Source organism: Faecalibacterium prausnitzii (assembly GCF_049532945.1).
Taxonomy (GTDB): domain Bacteria; phylum Bacillota; class Clostridia; order Oscillospirales; family Ruminococcaceae; genus Faecalibacterium; species Faecalibacterium prausnitzii_N.
The window spans coordinates 108,595-129,058 of the sequence record NZ_CP186691.1 but is presented as its reverse complement, the minus strand read 5'-3'; the positions used below and the strand labels follow the sequence as shown (position 1 = coordinate 129,058).

The following is a 20,464-nucleotide window of genomic DNA, read 5'->3' as shown; positions in this document are numbered from 1 at the left end:
GTGTTATTATGGCAGTCAATACAACCGGAATGCTCTTGATCACACTGCTGGTCTATGCAGCGATCATCTACGGCGCAGTTTGGCTTGTAAAATACTTTATCCGGTATGGCGTTGATTACTATTTCAAAAAACTGGCAGAAAGCCAGAAAAATAGGGAGGACTTGAAATGAATCAGATCACGACTCAGTATGTTACCGAAGGCGGTGCCTGCTACGAGCAGTACGTTATCACCGACCCCGCTGCCAAGACGGCCCTGACCATCACCCCGGAGCGCGGCGGCATGATCACCGGCTTCTCCCTGAACGGCGAGGAGTACATCTGGACCCGCCACCCCAATTTTTCCGAGTGCAACCGCCCCCGCTTCGGCGTGCCGGTGCTGTTCCCCAACTGCGGCCTGCCGGATAACGGCGTGCACATCTTTGACGGCAAGGCATACCCCATGGAGAACCACGGCTTTGCCGACCTGTGCGCATGGGATGTGGAGAGCGTCGGCCCGGACGGCGTGACCCTGATTTTGGAGTCCACCCCGCTGACCAAGTTCCTCTATCCCTTCGATTTCACCGTGCTGATGAACTACGACCTGAACGGCACCACCGCTTCCATCAGCATGACCGTCATCAACGAGGGCGACGTCCCGATGCCCTTCAGCTTCGGCTTCCACCCCTACTTCAAGGCTTCCAAGCTGGAGAATGTGGATTTTGACATCCGGTGCAAGACCTGTTCCGAGAGCGCCAAGGGCGAGCAGCCCGCTGCCCCGGAAAAGATCACCCTCACCCGCAAGGAAGGTGCGGACAACAGCGTGCGCCTGCTGACCGGCGTGCAGTTCCCCATGACCCTCACCGACAGCGGCAGCGGCCACAAGGTGACTGTGGATGCCGACGACAGCTTCGACCACGCCGTGCTGTGGCAGCAGGATGCCGAGAGCTTTGTGTGCATGGAGCCGTGGAACGGCTGGGCCAACAGCGTCAATGAGGAAGGCAAGCACGAAGTGCTGGAGCCGGACGAGGCCATGACCAGCGAGTGGACCATTACCATCGAGAAGGTCTAAGGACGCGATGTTCTCTTTTGCGTGCCAAAAGAGAACCAGAAAAGCACCCGCTACTTTCGAGGCGCGGGAGGCACGAATTAAGGGCTACTCGCCCTTAATAATCCCAAAGCAGAACAAAATCCCCCAGAATCGGGCGGTGTGCCATTCGGCACAAACGCTTTTCCGATTTTGGGGGATTTTTTATTTGCGGCGTTGCCGCAGAAATTACTGCTCCGGAGCAGAGAAAGCGATGGGGGTAGCACCTGCAGCGGCATCCACACTCAGCAGGGAGATGGGAGCGACCTCGTAGTGCAGGGTCTCAAAGCTCTGGGTCTGGCCGTCCTCGGTGGTGAACTCCAGGACGTACTTAGCGGACTGGTCAGCATCCTCCGGCAGGGTCAGAACGACGTTCTCGCCGTCTGCCAGGCCCTCACCGGCCAGGTTCTCGCCCTTGTCCTCAGAGCCGGCAACATACAGGTACAGCTCGGTGACGGTAGAACCGGTGGTGTTGTACACAGTGTACTCAGCGGGCTCAGCTGATTCGCTGGCTGCAGCCTCAGAGCTTGCAGCCTCGGAAGAAGCGGCAGCAGAAGAAGCCACAGAAGAGGAAGCGGCGGTGGAGGATGCAGAAGAACCGCAGGCGGTCATGCCAACAGCCAGTGCCAGAGCAGCAGCGACGACAGCAGCATTTTTCAGTTTCATAGTGATAGATTCTCCTTGTTCAATGTGAAAAGTTCCTTCATGGGACAACTTCGTGTGAAAGTTGCTCACGAGTAACTATTATACCGAAAATGACGAAAAATGCAAGGAAAAATCCTTTACAAAAATGTGAAATCTCAGGGTTTCTCGAAACAAACTGGGCATCACGACAAGAGACACTGACAAAAATTTGAAAAAACTATTGACATTGTTGATATCAAAATGATATTATAATGGCGAAAGATGGAATAGGAGGTGTTTCCATGAGGCGGACAAAACTTTTCGTCTGGGTGCTTGCGGTGGCATTGCTGCTGTGTGCCTGTACGGGCAGGCCGAACCAGAATCTTCCGGACGGACGCAGCGACCTGACGAAATGGGTCGTGAGTGAGCGGCAGGTCGAGATCCCATCCCAAACGGTCGAGCACGGCGAAGATTATGTCATCCAATGGGAAGACCCCGCCATGGAAGCCCACATCCGCTTCGTGCTCAATAAGCCGGAAGGGGACATCCTGCACAGCGACGTGTGGGAGATTCAGGTGCTGCGGATCAGCGCAAACGGCGTGGATGCCGCATGGACAGAGCCGACCGAGGGTGCCGTTTTCAATACGGCTGACAGCGCAAAGAATGCGACACATCTGGCTGAGGGCGGAAATCTTGAGAACCTGACCAGCCTGAACGATCTGCGACATTTTGACAGCCTGCAAGTGTTCTATTATACGGCAAAAGTGCCTTACGACAGTCTGACAGACCTGTCCGGACTGGAAGCCTGCACCGGACTGAAAGTGCTCTCGCTCTATGGTGCCAAACCCGCAACGCTAGCCCCTCTGGCGGCGCTGACGAAGCTGGAAAGCCTGACCCTTTCCAACTGTGGAACGCTTGATCTAAGCCCCTTGGAGGGGTTGCAGAAGTTGGAGGTGCTGGGCCTGAGTTCGTCGAATGAACTGGCTTCGCTGGAGCCGCTGACGACACTGCCCAAACTGCGGTATCTGAGCATCGGAACCGGCACCACGTACCCCAGCCTGGACCCCTTGACCCGCACACACATTGAGTTCCTGGACATGGGCCTTGGCGTGGGCGACGAGAAGACCTGCAAGGGTCTGGATTACGAGCCGTTGACCCGGATGCCGGACCTGAAGTATCTGGACCTGATGAACCATCTGGACCTCACCGCCGACCTGTGCAAGCGCATCGCCGCCGGTTCGCCCAACCTGCGCGGGCTGGATATCTCCTACACTCCTGCTGCGGACCACAGCAAGGAGCTGCAGGCCCTCGGCATTGAATGGCTGCAGGACCCCACCAACCGAAGCATCAACGAGTTCTGGCGTCGGATGATCTATAAGCTGGGATGATCGCCCGGCATGGCCAGACAAAATACGGGCAATCAAAAAACAAGCCCCCTGCATGACCAAATGATCTGGTCACGCAGGGGGCTTTGAAGTGTTCGCGGAACTTACTTAGGCTGCTTGCCGATGTAAGCCAGAATGCCGCCGTCGGCGTACAGGATCTGGCCGTTCACAAAGTCGGAAGCGTGGCTTGCAAGGAACACGCAGGGGCCCACCATGTCGTCCGGCTCGCCCCAGCGGCCTGCGGGGGTCTTGGCGGCGATGAACTGGTCGAAGGGATGGCGGCTGCCGTCCGGCTGGATCTCGCGCAGAGGTGCGGTCTGGGCGGTGGCAATGTAGCCGGGGCCCATGCCGTTGCACTGGATGTTGTACTCGCCGTACTCAGAAGCGATGTTCTTGGTGAGCATCTTCAGGGCACCCTTGGCGGCAGCGTAGGCGGAGACGGTCTCACGGCCCAGCTCGCTCATCATGGAGCAGATGTTGATGATCTTGCCCTCGCGCTTTTCCATCATGTCCGGCAGAACGGCCTTGGAGCAGTTGAAGGCACCGCCTACATGCACGTCGATGACCCGCATAAAGTCGGCGTGGCTCATCTCGATCATGGGCACGCGCTTCATCAGGCCGGCATTGTTTACCAGAATGTCCACAGGGCCCACCTCGGCCTTGATCTTTGCAACCATGGCGTTCACGGCGTCCTCGTCGGACACATCTGCCACATAGCCGTGTGCCTCAACACCGGCCTCCTTGTAGGCGGCAATGCCCTTTTCCAGGCTGCCCTCGTTGGAGCAGTTGAAGCAGATGGCGGCACCGCACTTGGCCATGCCTTCGGCGATGGAAAAGCCGATGCCGTGGGCACCGCCGGTGATGAGGGCGACCTTACCCTTCAGATCAAATGCAGACAGGTCCATTGATATATTACCTCCGTTTTTGCAACAAGCCCCGTGCCGGTTGAGCGGTACGGGGCTTGTTGGTATTTTTTTAGCGCAGGTCAGTGGTAGCGATGTTGTCCATGTCGTCAAACTCCATGTTCTCGCCGCCCATTGCCCAGATAAACGTATAGTTCGAGGTGCCTACGCCGCTGTGAATGCTCCAAGAAGGGCTGATGACAGCATCCTCGTTGTGCATCACGATGTGGCGGGTCTGGGTAGGCTCGCCGCACATGTGGAACACCACCTGCCCCTCGGGCAGTTCAAAGTAGGTATAAATTTCCATGCGCCGCTCGTGGGTGTGGCTGGGCATCGTGTTCCAGTTGGAACCGGATTCCAGTTCGGTCATACCCATGCTGAGCTGGCAGGTCTTCAGCACATCCGGGTGGATGAACTGATTGATGGTACGCTTGTTGCAGGTCTCGACGCTGCCCAGAGGACGGTGATTTGCATCAGCCATCTTGATCAGGCGGGTCTCGTAAGAGCAATGTGCGGGAGCGGATACCATGTAGAACTTGGCGGGATGCTCCGGGTCGGCGGAAGCAAAGGTGACTTCCTTGGTGCCCTTGGTGATGTACAGGCAGTCCTTGTAGCCCAGCTCGTACTTCACGCCGTCGGCCACCACGATGCCGGTGGAATCCTTGCCGATGTTGAACATGCCGATCTCGCGGCGCTCCAGAAAGTAGTGGGTGCCGAAGTTTGCCCACACATCGATGCCCTTGTCGATGGACACGGTCTCGTGCACCGGCATGCAGCCCAGCGTGACCATACGGTCCACATGGCTGTACACAGCAACGACCTCATCGGCCTTGTACAGGCCGGTGATGAGCATTTCGTCCCGCATTTCCTCAGTGGTATAGCGCTTGAAATCCTTCTGGTTGCAGGAGTAGCGGATATCCATTCTGGACTCCTTCCTGCAATTAGCGCTGGATACGGCCGGAACCGTCGCCGCCAGCCAGCTTCTCGACCTCGGACACGGTCATCATGTTGTAGTCGCCCTCGATGGTGTGCTTCAGAGCAGAAGCAGCAACAGCGAACTCAACAGCATCCTGAGTGCTCTTGCCGGTCAGCAGGCTGTAGATCAGGCCGCCGCCGAAGGAGTCACCACCGCCAACGCGGTCGATGATCTTCAGCTCGTACTTCTTGGAGAAGCAGTACTCATTGGAAGCAACATCGTACAGCATAGCGCTCCAGCCGTTCTCGGAAGCGTTGTGGCTCTCACGCAGGGTGATAGCGACCTTCTCGAAGTGGAACTTGTCAGCCAGCTGCTTTGCAACGCTCTTGTAGCCCTCGGCATTCAGCTTGCCGCCGTAGATATCGGTAGCCTCGGCCTCGATGCCGAACACGTCCTTTGCGTCCTCCTCGTTGGAGATGCACACGTCAACATACTGGCACAGATCGGTCATGGCAGCGCGGGCCTGCTCACGGGTCCACAGCTTGCCGCGGTAGTTCAGGTCGCAGCTGATCTTCACGCCGTGAGCCTTAGCAGCCTTGCAGGCCTCGCGGCAGATCTCGACGACATTCTCGCCCAGAGCCGGGGTGATGCCGGTGAAGTGGAACCAGTCCACGCCCTCGAAAATCTTATCCCAATCAAAGTCGGAGGGCTGAGCCAGCTGGATGGCACTGTTGGCACGGTCGTAGATGCAGACGGAACCACGCTGAGAAGCACCCTTCTCGTTGTAGTAGATGCCAACGCGATCGCCGCCGCGGGTGATCATGCTGGTGTCAACGCCGTAACGGCGCAGGCTGTTGACAGCGGCCTGACCGATTGCGTGTGCGGGGAGCTTAGTGACGAAAGCTGCGTCCAGACCGTAGTTGGCCAGAGAAACAGCAACGTTTGCCTCGCCGCCGCCGAAGCTGAACTCCAGGCTGTTAGCCTGAACGAAACGCTCGTAGTTGAACGGCTGCAGACGGACCATCAGTTCGCCAAAAGTAACGACTTTCATTGGTTATTCTCCTTTTATTTACAGGTGTTTATGACCTTCTGCTGCGGGGCATCCCCGGCGCAGCAGGGCTTTCACGGATAGGGGAGCCGGAGCTCAGGCCTGAACCAGGTGGAATGCGAAGCCGCCGATCTCGTCTGCAAAGTAGCAGGCGATGGTCTTGCCGTTCTTCACGACCTTGCTGTCCAGATCGAACTTGACACCGCGCTGAGACAGGTGATAGATGGCACGATCCACGTTATTGCAGCCGATGGCGATGTGGCCATTGGTGCCGCGGCCGACCTTCTTCATGATCTCGAACTCCTTGTTGCCGACAAAGATGCTGGAATTGCCGGGAGCGACCTTCATGTTCAGCAGGCTGCCGATGAGGTTTGCCATCTTCATGGCCTCTTCCTCGTTCTCGGTGTTGATGCCGACGTGCATCAGCTTCAGACCCAGCATGGTGTCAACTGCTTCCTTGCTCTGAGCGGTGATCTTAGCCCAGTCGTGAGCCTTGATCACGTCGCTCTTGCACATCCAGGTGCCGCCGACAGCAAAGATCTGGTCGTAGCCCAGATAGTCGTTGACGTTCTTTGCGTTGACACCGCCGGTGCACATCCAGCGTGCGCTCTTCAGGGCAGCGCCGATGTTCTTCAGCATGCCGACACCGCCGTTTGCCTCAGCGGGGAAGAACTTCAGGGCCTCGCAGCCCATGTTCATAGCCTGCTGCATCTCGCCTGCAGAGCAGGTGCCGGGCATCATGATGCCGCCCTTGTCGATAACGTGCTTGCAGACTTCGGGGTCGAAGCCGGGAGCAACGATGAAGGAAGCACCAGCTGCCATTGCACGGTCAGCCTGCTCGGTGGTCAGGACAGTGCCTGCGCCCAGCAGCATCTCGGGCATCTCCTCGTGGATCTTGCGGATGCACTCTTCAGCGCATGCGGTACGGAAGGTGACCTCAGCTGCGGGCAGACCGCCGTCAGCCAGAGCCTTGCACAGGGGCAGGGCTTCATCAACGCTGTTAAAAGCGATAACAGGGATAATGCCGATCTGATAGACCTTTTCTACGATGGGATTCATAACGCATTCTCCTTTTAATTTAACTCTGGGGGCGGGGCCTTGGCCCGTTTGGGCACACTCTGCCCCACCATACGCTCGTAATATTAGTATAAACGACAGCGGGGGTTTTGGTAATGCTCAACAAGCACAATGTTTTGCATAAGAGCTTGTATACATTGCACAAAAATGCCGAACGCTCACAGCCCCAGCCGCTCAAACAGCTCGGCCACGCCGTCGTGGTCGCAGTCGTTCGTGCTCACAAGGTCGGCCAGAGCCTGGATGTGGGGCATTCCGTTGGCCATAACAGCGGCGATCCCTGCCTTTTCCAGCATGGCGCGGTCGTTCTCGCTGTCGCCCACGGCAAGGGTATTCTCGTGGGGGATGCCCAGCAGGTCGGCCAGAGCCAGCAGGGCCGTGCCCTTGTCCACCCCCTGCGCCGTGAGCTCGATGTTGTCCGATGAACCCTGCACGACCTCGGCCCCAGCAAGGGCCCGGAAGTGGGGGAGGGCGGCCTGCGCCTGCTCCGCTGTATCGAAGAACATGCAGAACTTCTCCACCTCGTGGGCATGGCGGCTCATCCACTCGGTGAGGTCCCGCACGACCGTGAACCGGCCGTCGTTGGGCTGGCGGGCCTCGGTGGAGCCGCGCCGGGCGTTCCGGCGGGCGAACCGCTCCATGGCGACGGTGTCGCGGTAGGTGCGGCCATCGCAGAAGACGCTCATCGCGCCGGGGTATTCCATATAAAGTGCAAAGGCCTCCCGCGCCAGCTCCACCGGCATGGGCCGCGCGATGAGGGAGACCGGCTCGGTGGTGTGGTGTTCGGCAGCATTGCAGTAGCGGCTGTAGACGGCGCGCATGGGGTCGGTGCCCAGGTCCCACACGGCGGCACCGTTGGAGGTGATGGCATACCGGATGCCGGGCAGCTGGGCCACGACCGGCGGAAGATTGGACAGCGGCCGCCCGGTGGCGGGCAGGACCACGATGCCGCGGGCGACTGCCTCCGCGATGGCCTGCCGGGTGCGGGGCGTGACCTGCCCCTGATGGTTCAGAAGGGTGCCGTCGAGGTCAAGGGCCACGAGGCGGGGAGAAGTGGTGTTTGACATAAAGGCTCCTTTGGTTCGCTTTTCCTTCGTACGACCTCTCCTACAGGGAGAGGTGGCATTGCGTAGCAATGACGGAGAGGCTGTATAGAGTAGAACATGATCTTTTTCATTTTAACGTAAAAATTCCATTTGCGCAATACGGCGCATTATGATAAAATAGGTCGTTGCGGAATCAAAATTATAGGAGAAAATACATGAATACACGCTCGCTGCGCTCCCGCATGAAGCCGCATCTGTGGTTTCAGGCATATTGGGTGGTGTATCTGATCTGGTTCTTCTGGCTGGATCTGACCATCACCGACCCGAAGTACATCATTCACAGCCCCATCGACGACTTCATCCCCTTCAATGAGTGGTTCATCTTTCCGTATTGCAGCTGGTTTGTGCTGCTGGCTGGTGTGACGGCCCTGCTGTGGTGGTGCGACACCCAAAGCTACGATAAGCTCTGCCTGACCATGTTTTCCGGCATGACCTTCTGCCTGATCCTGTACATGCTGCTGCCCAACGGTCTGGATATCCGCCCCACAGTGGATGCGGTGGGCCGCAGCAACATTGCAATGAGCATCATGCAGCTGATCTGGAGGGCGGATGCCTCGGTCAATGTGTGCCCGTCCATCCATTGCCAAAGCTCGGCCTGCATGGCACTGGCGTTCAGCCACAGCAAGCTGGCAAAGGAGCGCCCGGCCCTGAAAATTCTGGCCTGGGTGTGGGCTGCACTGATCTGTGCGTCCACCGTGTTCACCAAGCAGCACTCCATCATTGATGTGGTGTGCGGTCTGGCGCTGGTGGCCGTCTGGGTGCCGGTCCTTTATGCTAAAAAGACGAAGAAAACGGCTTGACAAGAAAAAATTGCATTTTATGTCCAAATCCCCTTGACGCATGGTGCGCTTCGGGGGTAAAATAAAACTGGTCTTTCACTAATATATCAAAGAGCGACCGGAATTGTTTTGGTGGATAGAAGGAGAACGTTACGATGGCAGTACGGAGTGCACGGGAGGCTGCATACGAGACCATCCGCAGCCGTATCATTACAATGGAACTCAAGCCCGGCGATGAGCTCAATGACCATGCACTGGCGCAGGAGATGGGCATCAGCCGCACGCCCATGCGGGAGGCTTTGCTGATGCTCAATCTGGCCCGCATGGTGGACATCAAACCGCAGAGCGGCACCCATGTGGCACCCATCAACCTGAAGTTGATGGAGATGGAGCAGTTTGCCCGCTATACACTGGAAAAAGAGATCCTGAACCACATCCGCGGGCGGCTGACCGGTGAGCAGGAGCGGGCTTACCGCCTGCTCATTGAGCAGTACCGTGTGCTGGAGAGCGACTCCGGCGCCGAGAACCGCGAGACCCGGATGCTGGAACTTGACAACGCCTTCCACCGCCGCGCGTTCGAGCTGTGCGGCATGGAAGCTCACTACGACCACATGCTGTCCACCTTCCAGCACATCGAGCGGCTGCGCAAGTTCAGCTTGCAGACCGACGAGAACAAATCCGTCTGTGGGGCCCATACCCGCATTCTGGAGGCCGTCCTCCACGGCAGCGAGGACGATGTCGGCCGCGCCTTGCACGAGCACCTGAACCGCTATAAGCTCTCGGTGGAACAGGCCAGAGCCATCCATCCGGATTACTTTATTGAAGGGTAAATGTCCCGCCTGCTCCGCTGTTTGCAAGCCCGGCGGTGAGAGAAACTGGAAATTGCCGATATTGACAAAAAAATAGCAAGAAAATCGTGTATTTGACGGCCGCAAAAAGGGGAAAATCCTTTGTGTGGTCGTCTTTTTGTCTAAAGTATACAAGAAAAAACTCTGAAAAATGTCAAAACGTCAATTGCCAAGTTGGAACTGATATATTAGAATATATGCAGAGACGTGCCGCAGCGGTTGCTGCGGACGAAAAAGCAAAGCAACATAAGGAGGAAACCCCTATGCCTATGAAAATGGGTTGGCGCTGGTATGGCGAGGGCAACGATCCCATCAGCCTGAGCGACATCAAGCAGATCCCCGGCGTGACCAGCATCGTCTGGGCGTTGCACGACAAGATGCCCGGCGAGATCTGGGAGATCGACGAGATCCAGAAGGTAGCTGATCAGATCCACGCCTACGGCTTCGACATGGACGTGGTCGAGTCGGTCAACGTCCACGATGACATCAAGATCGGCCTGCCCACCCGCGACAAGTACATCGAGAACTACAAGCAGTGCATCCGCAATCTGTCCAAGTTCGGTGTCAAGGTCATCTGCTACAACTTCATGCCGGTGTTCGACTGGACCCGTACCGATCTGTTCCACCCCGTGGGCGACGGCTCCACTGCACTGTTCTACGAGAAGGACAAAATCAAGGGCGATTACAAGGCTATGGCTGAGTACATCATGTCCTTCACCGAGAAGTATAACATGACCTTCCCCGGCTGGGAGCCGGAGCGCATGGCAAAGCTGGACGAGCTGTTCAAGGCTTACGCCCCTGTCACCAAGGAAAAGCTGTGGGAAAACCTGAAGTACTTCCTGGAAGCACTGATGCCCACCTGCCATGAGTGCGGCATCAAAATGGCTATCCATCAGGATGATCCCCCTTGGGATATCTTCGGCCTGCCCCGTCTGCTGGTGGATGCCCAGAGCATCGACCGCTTCCTGAGCATGGTGGATGATCCGTACAACTGCCTGACCCTGTGCACCGGCAGCCTGAACGCAAACCCCAACAACAACTGTGCCGAGATCGTGCGCAAGCACTGCGACCGCATTGCCTTTGGTCACATCCGCAACATCCACCACTTCCCCAATGGTGACTTCTCCGAGGCTGCTCACCGCGACTGCTGCGGCGAGACCGGCATCATCGAGGTGCTGCGTGCTTACCATGACTGCGGCTTTGAAGGCTACATCCGTCCCGACCACGGCCGTCAGCTGTGGGAGGAAGGCCCCGGCAACTGCCGCCCCGGTTACGGCAAGTATGACCGTGCTCTGGGCGTTCAGTACATGCTGGGTGTCTGGGATCTGCTGGATCGTCTGGATGAAGAGAAAAAGAAGGGCTGATAAATATGAAGCTGTCTGAGATCAAAAACGGCAAGCTGTCCGCCGAGTGGGCAGAGAAGGGTTATGAGCTGCCCAAATTCGATATCGAGGCTGTCAAGGCCAAGACCCACGCCGAACCCACCTGGGTGCACTTCGGCGCAGGCAATATCTTCCGTGCGTTCCCGGCTGCCATCCTGAACGATGCGCTGAACACCGGCAAGTATGACCGCGGTGTCATCGTGGCCGAGAGCTTTGACTACGAGATCATCGACAAGGCTTATCGTCCCTACGACAATATGAGCCTGCTGGTCTGCCTGAAGTCCACCGGCGAGATCGAGAAGAAGGTGGTGGCTTCCGTTACCGAGAGCCTGAAGGCTGACTACTCCTTCGGCGAGGACTGGGCACGTCTGGTGGAGATCTTCCAGAACCCCAGCCTGCAGATGATCTCCTTCACCATCACTGAGAAGGGCTACGGCGTTGCTCCTGCTGATCTGGAGCGCGGCCTGACCCCCGTGCTGGCCATGGGCAAGGTCACTGCTCTGCTGTACGAGCGCTTCAAGGCCGGCAAGCTGCCCCTGACCGTCCAGAGCATGGATAACTGCTCCCACAACGGCGATAAGGTCAAGAACGCTGTCCACGCCTATGCTGCCAAGTGGGTGGAGCAGGGTCTGGTGCCCGCCGAGTTCCTGGCCTATGTGCAGGACGAGACCAAGATCACCTTCCCGTGGAGCATGATCGACAAGATCACCCCGCGCCCGGATGCCAAGGTCCAGCAGATGCTGGCCGACGACGGCTTTGAGGATAACTACACCATCGTCACCGAGAAGCACACCTTCACTGCTCCCTTCGTCAACGCCGAAGAGACCCAGTACCTGTGCATCGAGGATCACTACACCAATGGCCGTCCTCCGCTGGAGCTGGGCGGTGTGCTGTACTGCGACCGCGAGACCGTGGACAAGATCGAGAAGATGAAGGTCTGCACCTGCCTGAACCCGCTGCACACTGCCATGTCCATCTATGGCTGCATGCTGGGTTACACCCTCATCTCCGCCGAGATGGCCGATGAAGACCTGCGTGCCTTCATCCAGAAGATCGGCTATATCGAGGCCATGCCTGTGGTCGTTGATCCCGGCGTGCTGAACCCCTATGAGTTCATCGGCGCTGTCATCAACCGCCGTCTGCCCAACCCCTTCATGCCGGATGCTCCCCAGCGTATCGCTACCGATACCTCCCAGAAGCTGGCCATCCGCTTTGGTGAGACCATCAAGGCCTACGAGGCACGCGGTCTGGACAAGAGCAACCTGATCCTGATCCCGCTGGTGCTGGCAGGCTACGCCCGCTACCTGAAGGGCATCGATGACAACGGTCAGGCTTTTGAGCCTTCCACTGATCCGCTGCTGGCTGAGCTGCAGGCCATCGTTGCTCCGCTGGAGGTCAAGGAAGGCGAGCAGGACTTCAGCTGCCTGAAGAAGCTGTACAGCCGTGTTGACGTGTTCGGCGTGGATCTGTACGCCGTTGGTCTGGGCGAGAAGATCGAGGCAATGGCCAAGGAGCTGTTTGCAGGCCCCGGCGCTGTGCGCAAGACCCTGCACAAGTACGTCGTCGCCCGCTGAGCGCTGACATCCTCTTTTTAAGTTAAGCTATCTTCGCACCCACGCTGCGCTTTGCTTTGCCGCAGCGTGGGATTTTTTATACCCTCTCAGTCTCGCTTACGCTCGCCAGCTCCCCCGAAGGGGGAGCTTTTATGCTGTATATGTTGCCGCTGCGGCAAAACCTCGCCCTTCGGGAGAGGTGGCAGCGCGGCAGCGTTGACGGAGAGGGTGGAATTTCCGGCAAATGCCTTTACTTATAGCCGATTTTTTGCCATAATAAGAAAAAACGGAACCGGGAGGAAACCAGCATGAAGGTCATGATCTTTGACGTGGGCGGCACCGAGATCAAATACTCGGTCATGGACGATGCGATGAACCGGTACGAGTCCGGCAGCATCCCGACGCCCAGCGACAGCCAGCCGCACTTTCTCGAAACGTTGGCGCAGCTCTACCGCCCCCACAGGGACGAGGTGGACGGCATCGCACTGAGCCTGCCCGGCTTCATCGACGCCGAGCACGGTGTGGTCCGGGGCGGCGGTGCGCCCTCCATCATCTATAACATCGGCACCCCGGTGGGCCCACGCCTAGCCGAGCTCTGCGGCTGCAAGGTCTGGATCGAAAACGACGGCAAGGCTGCAGCCATTGCAGAGCTGCGGGCCGGTGCCTTGCAGGGCTGCTGCAATGCGGCAGTGTTTATCATCGGCACCGGCGTGGGCGGCGGCATCATCATCAATGGCCAGCTGGTGCGCGGCGTGCACTTTACCGCCGGAGAGTACAGCTTTGTGAACACCAACGCCGACGCCTGGAGCGACGGCAAAAAGTCGATGGCCTGCCAGTGCAGCACCTCCGCGCTGCTGGATGCCTACCGGGTGCGCAGGCAGCTGCCCGCCGATGCCCCCATGAACGGTAAACTCTTTTTTGATGCCGCCAATGCCGCCGAGCCGGAAGCGCTGGAAGTGCTGGAACGGTTCTGCAAGATGGTGGCCGTGCAGATCTACAACCTGACCGTATTGCTGGATGTGGAAAAGGTAGCCATCGGCGGCGGCATCAGCGGCCAGCCCCTCCTCATCGAGACCCTCGACCGGGTGTATGAGGAAAAGATCCTGAAGGGCCATCCCTTCGGCGAGGAGCAGGCCCGCAGCCTGCCCCGGCCGGAGATCGTGCCCTGCGCGTTCCACAACGAAGCCAACCAGATCGGTGCGCTGGTCAGCTACCTCAACGCATTTTACCCGCAGAAATAAAGTGCCTAGAGCAGCTGTTTTTCGATGGTTTGTATTTCTAGCTTGAAGCAAAGCGAAAAATGGTGTATTATAATGGGTATTGAATCATGAGCAGTACCGGGCGGTTTGGCCCGGATGAAGGGGGAACTCCACCATGGCAGATAAAAACTTTCTGACCGACATCATCGACGCTGATCTGGCCGAGGGCAAGATCAGCGAGATCCATACCCGCTTCCCGCCCGAGCCCAACGGCTACCTGCACATTGGCAGTGCCAAGGCCATCTACATCAACTGGTCCATTGCAAACCAGTACGGCGGTAAGTTCAACCTGCGTCTGGACGACACCAACCCTGCCCGCGAGGGTGAGGAGTACGTGAACAGCATCATCGAGGATCTGCACTGGCTGGGCGCCGACCCCAACGGCGGCATCTTCTACGGCAGCGACTACTTTGACAAGTGCTACGAGTATGCCGAAAAGCTCATCATGGAGGGCAAGGCCTACGTGGACGACCTGACCCGCGACGAAATGCGCGAGTACCGCGGTGCCGATGCCGGCAAGCCTTCCCGTCCCTCTCCGTGGCGCGACCGCACCCCGGAAGAGAATCTTGACCTGTTCCGCCGGATGCGTGCCGGTGAGTTCCAGGAGGGCGAAAAGACCCTGCGTGCCAAGATCGATCTGGCCAGCCCCAACATGAACATGCGTGACCCGGCTATCTACCGCATCAAGTACGCCGAGCATCACCGTCAGGGCAGCAAGTGGTGCATCTACCCGATGTACGACTTCGCACACCCCATTCAGGATGCCATTGAGGGCATCACCCACAGCATGTGCAGTCTGGAGTTCGAGAACCACCGTCCGCTGTATAACTGGGTCATCGAGAACATCTTCGGCACTGCCTTCCCCAAGCAGCGTGAGTTTGCACGCCTGAACATGACCAACACCGTCATGAGCAAGCGCTATCTGCGTGAGCTGGTGGAAATGGGCATTGTGGACGGCTGGGACGACCCCCGTATGCCCACCCTGTGCGGCCTGCGCCGCCGCGGCTACACCCCCACCTCCATCTTCACCTTCGTGCGGGAGGCCGGCATTTCTAAATCCGACAACCTGATCGACATGCGCCAGCTGGAAGCCTGCATCCGCAGCGAGCTGGACCTGACCGCTCAGCGCCGCATTGCCGTGCTGGACCCCGTAAAGCTGATCGTAGACAACTACCCGGAGGACAAGACCGAGTACTTTGATGTAGCCAACAACCCCAACCGCGAAGCCAACGATACCACCACCCGCAAGGTGGCCTTTACCAAAGAGCTGTGGATCGAGAATGAGGACTTTGCCGAGGTGCCGCCTCCCAAGTTCAAGCGCCTGACCATTGGCGGTGAGGTGCGTCTGATGGGCGCTTACATCGTCAAGTGCACCGGCGTGGAGAAGAATGCCGACGGCAGCATTGCCGCCATCCACTGCACCGCCGACCTCGAGACGGGCAACGGCAATCCCGCCGACGGCCGCAAGGTCAAGGGCACCATCCATTGGGTGAGTGCCGCCCATGCCGTGGATGCCGAGGTGCGTCTGTACGACAAGCTGTTCACCGAGGCCAACATGAACGCCATCCCCGAGGGCAGCGATTACAAGGACTACCTGAACCCGGAAAGCGTTGTTGTGTGCAAGGGCTGCAAGCTGGAAGAAAGCCTGAAGGACGCAAAGCCCGGTGAGAAGTTCCAGTTCGTGCGCACCGGCTTCTTTACCCCGGACTCCAAGAACCCCGGCGTTTACAACCGCGTCGTCACCCTGCGCGACAGTTTCAAGCCTGCAAAATAAACCAAGACCTGCCAAAGGAGCATACAACAAGATGAAGAAACACATGAGCCGGAGCACCCTCGTGATGGTGCTGCTGGATATCGTTCTGGGTGTGGTGCTGTCGCTGTATATCGCCAACACCGGCACGATGCCTGCCGCAGACAACGCGGCCACCTACACCGACGGCACCTACACGGCCAGCGCCAAAGGCTGCCTGAGCGATGTGGCGGTCACCGTGACCATCACCGGCGGTAAAGTGACGAATGTCGACATTGATGCTTCGGGTGAGACGCCGGAACTGGGCGGCAAGGCGGCGGAAAGCCTGACAGCCAGCCTGAAAGAGGCGGGCAGCACCGCCGGTGTGGATGCCGTGACCGGCAGCACCATGACCAGTGACGCGGTCTTTGCCGCAATGGATGATTGTCTGGCGCAGGCCGCACAGTGATCGCACTCTCCCAACTGCTGCACGGCAACTGCGCGTGCAGCAGTTTTTTGTTTGGAAGGCTTTCCGTTGTACAACCTCTCAGTCTCGCTTGCGCTCGACAGCTCCCCTAGTAGGGGAGCCTCTGGCGAAACCGGAAACTTTGCGTGGATTGCCAAGGCCTCTCCTACTAGGAGAGGTGGCAATGCGAAGCATTGACGGAGAGGTTGTATAGAGGATAGCGCTATCTTGTACAGAGGACGTCTATGTTACTGGATATCTTACCATTAAAAAACAACACGGCCCGCCTTGTCCGGGCCTATGGGGAGGCCCCCTGCATCGCCCTGCCGTCGGTGCTGCCGACCCCGGAGGGCGGCAGCTGGGCTGTCACCGAACTGGGGGACTACTGCTTCTCCGAATCGCCCCGGAACCTGCCCGCCCCGGACGCAGTCTGCCGCTACGCAGTGGGGGAAGACGGCAGCGCCGTCCTGACCAGAGCCTTTGGCCGGGACCGGACCGGGCGGCACCGCCGCTATGACCTCGACTTTGGCGCTGCGCCCGAAGAAGACCTCCACCCCGTCTGCGGGAACTTCCTCGAAGAAGCCGTCCTGCCGGACAGCTTACAGGTCGTCGGCAGCTGCGCATTCTACAACTGCCGCAGGCTGCGCACCCTGTCCCTTGGGGCAGGGGAGCTGACTGTGGGCAGCGATGTGTTTTTGAACTGCTTCGCGCTGGCGGACCTCATCGTCCGGGCCGACCCGGAGCAGGCCACCGGCCTGTTCGCGCTCGTCAACAATATCACCGAGGCCGTGCGGGCGCTGTTCTGGTGCCCCGGCGAGGCGGCCCCCCGCGCAGGCCTGTGGTATCCCGCCTACTGGGAGGATATCGAGGAAACCCCCGCCCACATCCTTCTGCACACCTTTTCCGGCCAAGGATATCATTACCGGCAGTGTTTTCTGGATGGAAAAATCCTCTGCGCAGAATACGACGCCATTTTCCCGGACGGCCACGCCTCCGAGGACAAGGATATCATGGCCATGCTCTGCTTCGACCGTCTGCGCTGGCCCTGGGGCCTGACCGAACAGGCAAAGGCCCCCTACACCGCGTTCCTCAAGGCGAACACGGGCCGGGTCGTGGCCCGGCTGCTGAAGGCGCAGGACCTTGACAGCCTGAAGGCTCTGCTGGCGCTGGATGTGCTGGACGCGGCCGGGTTTGACGAGGCCGCAGCGCTGGCCGTTCAGGCCGAACAGGCTGCTGCTGCGGCCCTGCTGGCCGATGCCGCCCACAGCAGACAGGCCGCAAAGCCGAACCGGAAACGCTATGATTTTGACTTTTGAACCCTTTCCCGCAGGGGAAGTGAGGTGAAACGATGCCCAAAGAAACATTTTTCGACCCCCGCAAGCCGTTTGAATCGAAGCGCCCGGAGACCCACGAGGAGTGGCAGGCACGCATGGGCGGCGAGGTGCTGGCGGTGGTGCGCAGCGGGCTGTATCTGGACTTCCGCTTTCTCGACCTGGCACTTTCGGCGCTGACGCCCACCCCGGATGAGCGGTGCGGCGTGCTGGCCACCGATGGCCGCATCCTCTGCTACCAGCCCAGCCACCTGCTGCGGCTCTATCAGGACAATCCAAAATATCTCAACCGGTTGTATCTGCACACCATATTCCACTGCGTATTCCGGCATTTGTGGCTGAAAGGCCGCCGGGAGCCGCAGCTGTGGAGCCTTGCCTGTGATATCGCAGTGGAAAACGTTATCGACAGCCTGAACCGCACCAGCGTCAAGCGCCCGCTGACCTATGTGCGCCAGAACGCCTATCAGTGCATCGCGGAAGAGGGCAAAGTCGTGGCAGCGGCCCCGGCGTACCGCTGGCTGGTCCGGCAGACCCCCGGTGTGCTGCGCCAGCTGGAGCGGGAGTTCGTGACCGACGACCACCGTCTGTGGCCGAAGGATGCGCCTGACCAGCCCCAGCAGATGCCCACGCCGCTGCCCCAGAAAACGTGGCAGAAGATCGGGGAGCGGATGCAGACAGAGCTGGACCTGCGGGATAAGGAAGCCGGAGACGGTGCCGATGCCCTGAAGCAGCAGGTAAAAGCCGCCAACCGCAGCCGCCGCAGCTACCGGGATTTTCTGCGCCGGTTCTGCGTGCTGCGGGAGGAAGTAAAGCTGGACCCGGACGAGTTCGACCTGAACTTCTACACCTACGGCCTTTCGGTGTACGGAAACCTGCCCCTCATCGAGCCTCTGGAAAGCCGGGAGAGCAAAAAGATCGAGGAGCTGGCCCTTGTCATCGACACCAGCTACTCCACCTCCGGTGAACTGGTGCGGGCGTTCCTTGCGGAGACCTACACTCTGCTGAAAGGACAGGAGAACTTTTTCCACCGGATGAACCTGCACCTGATCCAGGCCGATAACGCCATCCGGCAGGATATCCTGATCCACAATGAGGACGAGCTGATCCACGCCATGAACCACTTTGAGCTGCGGGGCGGCGGCGGAACGGACTTCCGCCCGGCCTTTGAATACGTGAACCAGCTGTGCGCCGAGAAGAAGTTCTCGAACCTGCGGGGCCTTTTGTACTTCACCGACGGCATGGGCACCTACCCCGCCAAGCGCCCGGCCTACGACACCGCCTTTCTGTTTTTGGGGGAGCGGTTCGATGACGCCAACGTGCCGCCGTGGGCCATGAAGGTGGTTCTGGATGAAGAAGAATTTACCGGTGCAGCAGCCCGCCCGCAAAGCACCCTTGCCGACGCGCTGGCCGAAGAGGACGACCTGTACCGTGACCTGAACAATTCGTGAGGGAATTTGTTATGAATATCAAACGAGCCAAAGAAGAAATTGAACACACCGTAAAAGCCTACCTTGCCAAGGATGCTCTGGGCGAATACGCCATCCCGGCCATCCGGCAGCGTCCCATTCTGCTCATGGGGCCTCCGGGCATTGGCAAGACGCAGGTGATGGAGCAGGTAGCCCGGGAGTGCGGCGTGGCGCTGGTGGCCTACACCATCACCCACCACACCCGCCAGAGCGCCGTGGGTCTGCCCTTCATCCGCCAGCGCAATTATGGCGGAAAGGATGTCTCGGTGACTGAATACACCATGAGCGAGATCATTGCCAGCATCTACGCCAAGATGGAGGCCACCGGCCTCTCCGAGGGCATTCTGTTCATCGACGAGATCAACTGTGTTTCGGAAACGCTGGCCCCCACCATGCTGCAATTTTTGCAATGCAAGACCTTTGGCAATCAGGCCGTGCCTGCGGGCTGGGTGATCGTGGCGGCAGGCAACCCACCGGAATATAACAAATCTGTGCGCGACTTTGATATCGTTACGCTGGACCGCGTGCGCCGCATGGACATTGAGCCGGACCTGCCCGTGTGGAAGGACTATGCCCGCGCTGCCCACATCCACAGCGCCATTTTGAGCTATCTGGAGCTGCACCCGCAGAACTTCTACCAGATCAACGCCGATGTGGACGGCACCCAGTTCGTGACCGCCCGCGGCTGGGAGGATCTTTCCAATCTGCTGGACACCTACGAGGCGCTGGGCCTCAAGGCAGACGAGGCACTCATCCGCGAGTACATCCAGCACCCGAAGATCGCAGAGGACTTCTCCGCCTATCTCGACCTTTACTATAAGTACCGCGACGACTACGGCGTAGAGGAGATCTTGGCCGGACAGGCAAAGCCCGCCGTGTTCGCACGGCTGCTGCAGGCCCCCTTCGACGAGCGGCTGAGCCTTGTCAGCCTGCTCCTGTCCGGCCTGAACAACCGGTTCACGGCGTCCCGCCGGGCCGATGCTGCGGCCGATGCCTGCTATGCCTTCCTGCGGGAGGCCAAACAGGGCTTTGCGACCCTGCCCGATGACATCCCGGATGGCCCGGCAACTCTGTTCAACCAGATGATGACCGACTACGACGCCGAGACCCGGCGCCAGCGCGAGGCGGGTCTGCTCAGCCGCGACGCGCTGGCCACCCGGCTCAAGGTCTATGCCGTCCTGCGCCAGTGGGAGGCGGAACTGCGCCGCGCCAAGGCGGTGGGTACACAGGAAGCCTTCGACCTGCTGCGCACCCAGTTCCAGTCGCTCTCCGATGAGCGGGATGCCGCACAGGAGGCGGCAGCCAGCGCACTGGAAGCCGCTTTCGACTTTATGGAGCAGGCCTTTGCCGAAAGCCAGGAGATGGTGGTGTTCGTCACCGAGCTGACGCTGGCCCCTGCCGCCCATGCGTTCATCACCGAGAACGGCTGCCCCGGTACTTCAAGTACAACAAAGACCTGCTGCTGGACCACCGCAAAGCTGCCCTGCAGCAGGAGCTGGCTGCAGAGCAGCGCCGCCACGGCGGGGTGTGAGC

At 59.1% G+C, this 20,464-nt stretch carries 18 protein-coding genes and 1 pseudogene; 13 read left to right on the top strand and 6 right to left on the bottom strand.

What is annotated here, in order from left to right; translation table 11 throughout:
• The first annotated feature begins 8 nt into the window (after window positions 1-8).
• Window positions 9-170 (top strand): hypothetical protein, encoded by a 162-nt coding sequence (locus ACNQFG_RS00575; RefSeq protein WP_172678628.1) that lies wholly within the window; start codon window positions 9-11, stop codon window positions 168-170.
• Complete coding sequence (locus ACNQFG_RS00570; RefSeq protein WP_423405629.1) at window positions 167-1,048, top strand: aldose epimerase; 882 nt, start codon at window positions 167-169, stop codon at window positions 1,046-1,048. The genes ACNQFG_RS00575 and ACNQFG_RS00570 overlap by 4 nt, the downstream gene beginning before the upstream one ends.
• 204 nt (window positions 1,049-1,252) lie before the next feature.
• On the opposite strand, the gene ACNQFG_RS00565 is transcribed toward ACNQFG_RS00570, so the two are convergent.
• A complete protein-coding gene (locus ACNQFG_RS00565) occupies window positions 1,253-1,729 on the bottom strand; it encodes a cytochrome C (RefSeq protein WP_423405628.1) in 477 nt (158 codons plus the stop codon).
• 260 nt (window positions 1,730-1,989) lie between these two features.
• On the opposite strand from ACNQFG_RS00565, the gene ACNQFG_RS00560 reads away from it, so the two are divergent.
• Window positions 1,990-3,075 (top strand): hypothetical protein, encoded by a 1,086-nt coding sequence (locus ACNQFG_RS00560; protein WP_423405627.1) that lies wholly within the window; start codon window positions 1,990-1,992, stop codon window positions 3,073-3,075.
• Between the two features lie 101 nt (window positions 3,076-3,176).
• On the opposite strand, the gene ACNQFG_RS00555 is transcribed toward ACNQFG_RS00560, so the two are convergent.
• The 5 genes from ACNQFG_RS00555 to ACNQFG_RS00535 form a co-directional block, all read right to left on the bottom strand.
• Window positions 3,177-3,977: a gluconate 5-dehydrogenase gene (locus ACNQFG_RS00555; RefSeq protein WP_423405626.1), complete on the bottom strand. Its 801-nt coding sequence runs from the start codon at window positions 3,975-3,977 to the stop codon at window positions 3,177-3,179.
• Between the two features lie 70 nt (window positions 3,978-4,047).
• Complete coding sequence (gene kduI, locus ACNQFG_RS00550; RefSeq protein WP_005944042.1) at window positions 4,048-4,896, bottom strand: 5-dehydro-4-deoxy-D-glucuronate isomerase; 849 nt, start codon at window positions 4,894-4,896, stop codon at window positions 4,048-4,050.
• Window positions 4,897-4,915: 19 nt separating this feature from the next.
• Window positions 4,916-5,941: a PfkB family carbohydrate kinase gene (locus ACNQFG_RS00545; RefSeq protein ID WP_423405625.1), complete on the bottom strand. Its 1,026-nt coding sequence runs from the start codon at window positions 5,939-5,941 to the stop codon at window positions 4,916-4,918.
• A gap of 93 nt (window positions 5,942-6,034) precedes the next feature.
• Window positions 6,035-6,997: a bifunctional 4-hydroxy-2-oxoglutarate aldolase/2-dehydro-3-deoxy-phosphogluconate aldolase gene (gene eda, locus ACNQFG_RS00540; RefSeq protein WP_423405624.1), complete on the bottom strand. Its 963-nt coding sequence runs from the start codon at window positions 6,995-6,997 to the stop codon at window positions 6,035-6,037.
• A gap of 176 nt (window positions 6,998-7,173) precedes the next feature.
• A complete protein-coding gene (locus tag ACNQFG_RS00535) occupies window positions 7,174-8,079 on the bottom strand; it encodes an HAD-IIB family hydrolase (protein WP_423405623.1) in 906 nt (301 codons plus the stop codon).
• A 194-nt stretch (window positions 8,080-8,273) separates the two neighbouring features.
• Between ACNQFG_RS00535 and ACNQFG_RS00530 the strand changes: the two genes are divergently transcribed.
• The 10 genes and pseudogenes from ACNQFG_RS00530 (at window position 8,274) to ACNQFG_RS00485 (ending at window position 20,462) form a co-directional block, all read left to right on the top strand.
• Entirely contained in the window at window positions 8,274-8,918 is a 645-nt protein-coding gene (locus ACNQFG_RS00530; RefSeq protein WP_423405622.1) for a phosphatase PAP2 family protein, read from the top strand.
• 134 nt (window positions 8,919-9,052) lie between these two features.
• On the top strand, window positions 9,053-9,727 hold the full coding sequence (locus ACNQFG_RS00525; protein WP_423405621.1) for a GntR family transcriptional regulator: 675 nt from the start codon (window positions 9,053-9,055) through the stop codon (window positions 9,725-9,727).
• Between the two features lie 281 nt (window positions 9,728-10,008).
• Window positions 10,009-11,109 (top strand): mannonate dehydratase, encoded by a 1,101-nt coding sequence (gene uxuA / locus ACNQFG_RS00520; RefSeq protein ID WP_005937183.1) that lies wholly within the window; start codon window positions 10,009-10,011, stop codon window positions 11,107-11,109.
• 5 nt (window positions 11,110-11,114) lie between these two features.
• Window positions 11,115-12,701: a mannitol dehydrogenase family protein gene (locus tag ACNQFG_RS00515; protein WP_423405620.1), complete on the top strand. Its 1,587-nt coding sequence runs from the start codon at window positions 11,115-11,117 to the stop codon at window positions 12,699-12,701.
• Window positions 12,702-12,988: 287 nt separating this feature from the next.
• A complete protein-coding gene (locus ACNQFG_RS00510) occupies window positions 12,989-13,921 on the top strand; it encodes an ROK family protein (protein WP_423405619.1) in 933 nt (310 codons plus the stop codon).
• Between the two features lie 133 nt (window positions 13,922-14,054).
• Window positions 14,055-15,713 (top strand): glutamine--tRNA ligase/YqeY domain fusion protein, encoded by a 1,659-nt coding sequence (locus tag ACNQFG_RS00505; protein WP_005942643.1) that lies wholly within the window; start codon window positions 14,055-14,057, stop codon window positions 15,711-15,713.
• A gap of 31 nt (window positions 15,714-15,744) precedes the next feature.
• Window positions 15,745-16,137 carry an FMN-binding protein gene (locus ACNQFG_RS00500; protein WP_097791467.1) on the top strand — a complete coding sequence of 131 codons (393 nt, stop codon included), beginning with the start codon at window positions 15,745-15,747 and terminating at the stop codon, window positions 16,135-16,137.
• Between the two features lie 242 nt (window positions 16,138-16,379).
• The gene (locus tag ACNQFG_RS00495) at window positions 16,380-17,450 is read left to right on the top strand and encodes a leucine-rich repeat protein (protein ID WP_423405618.1); all 1,071 of its coding nucleotides are present in this window, start codon (window positions 16,380-16,382) and stop codon (window positions 17,448-17,450) included.
• A gap of 32 nt (window positions 17,451-17,482) precedes the next feature.
• Window positions 17,483-18,913, top strand: coding sequence for a VWA-like domain-containing protein (locus ACNQFG_RS00490; RefSeq protein WP_423405617.1), 1,431 nt, complete (start codon window positions 17,483-17,485; stop codon window positions 18,911-18,913).
• An 11-nt stretch (window positions 18,914-18,924) separates the two neighbouring features.
• Window positions 18,925-20,462 (top strand): annotated as a pseudogene (locus ACNQFG_RS00485) (ATP-binding protein).
• The last annotated feature ends 2 nt before the right edge of the window (window positions 20,463-20,464 follow it).

Bases quoted from the DNA above. Each gene is read 5' to 3' on its own strand.
- ACNQFG_RS00575 (WP_172678628.1), top strand. From the start codon at position 9: ATGGCAGTCAATACAACCGGAATGCTCTTGATCACACTGCTGGTCTAT.
- ACNQFG_RS00570 (WP_423405629.1), top strand. From the start codon at position 167: ATGAATCAGATCACGACTCAGTATGTTACCGAAGGCGGTGCCTGCTAC.
- ACNQFG_RS00565 (WP_423405628.1), bottom strand. From the start codon at position 1,729: ATGAAACTGAAAAATGCTGCTGTCGTCGCTGCTGCTCTGGCACTGGCT.
- ACNQFG_RS00560 (WP_423405627.1), top strand. From the start codon at position 1,990: ATGAGGCGGACAAAACTTTTCGTCTGGGTGCTTGCGGTGGCATTGCTG.
- ACNQFG_RS00555 (WP_423405626.1), bottom strand. From the start codon at position 3,977: ATGGACCTGTCTGCATTTGATCTGAAGGGTAAGGTCGCCCTCATCACC.
- kduI (WP_005944042.1), bottom strand. From the start codon at position 4,896: ATGGATATCCGCTACTCCTGCAACCAGAAGGATTTCAAGCGCTATACC.
- ACNQFG_RS00545 (WP_423405625.1), bottom strand. From the start codon at position 5,941: ATGAAAGTCGTTACTTTTGGCGAACTGATGGTCCGTCTGCAGCCGTTC.
- eda (WP_423405624.1), bottom strand. From the start codon at position 6,997: ATGAATCCCATCGTAGAAAAGGTCTATCAGATCGGCATTATCCCTGTT.
- ACNQFG_RS00535 (WP_423405623.1), bottom strand. From the start codon at position 8,079: ATGTCAAACACCACTTCTCCCCGCCTCGTGGCCCTTGACCTCGACGGC.
- ACNQFG_RS00530 (WP_423405622.1), top strand. From the start codon at position 8,274: ATGAATACACGCTCGCTGCGCTCCCGCATGAAGCCGCATCTGTGGTTT.
- ACNQFG_RS00525 (WP_423405621.1), top strand. From the start codon at position 9,053: ATGGCAGTACGGAGTGCACGGGAGGCTGCATACGAGACCATCCGCAGC.
- uxuA (WP_005937183.1), top strand. From the start codon at position 10,009: ATGCCTATGAAAATGGGTTGGCGCTGGTATGGCGAGGGCAACGATCCC.
- ACNQFG_RS00515 (WP_423405620.1), top strand. From the start codon at position 11,115: ATGAAGCTGTCTGAGATCAAAAACGGCAAGCTGTCCGCCGAGTGGGCA.
- ACNQFG_RS00510 (WP_423405619.1), top strand. From the start codon at position 12,989: ATGAAGGTCATGATCTTTGACGTGGGCGGCACCGAGATCAAATACTCG.
- ACNQFG_RS00505 (WP_005942643.1), top strand. From the start codon at position 14,055: ATGGCAGATAAAAACTTTCTGACCGACATCATCGACGCTGATCTGGCC.
- ACNQFG_RS00500 (WP_097791467.1), top strand. From the start codon at position 15,745: ATGAAGAAACACATGAGCCGGAGCACCCTCGTGATGGTGCTGCTGGAT.
- ACNQFG_RS00495 (WP_423405618.1), top strand. From the start codon at position 16,380: ATGTTACTGGATATCTTACCATTAAAAAACAACACGGCCCGCCTTGTC.
- ACNQFG_RS00490 (WP_423405617.1), top strand. From the start codon at position 17,483: ATGCCCAAAGAAACATTTTTCGACCCCCGCAAGCCGTTTGAATCGAAG.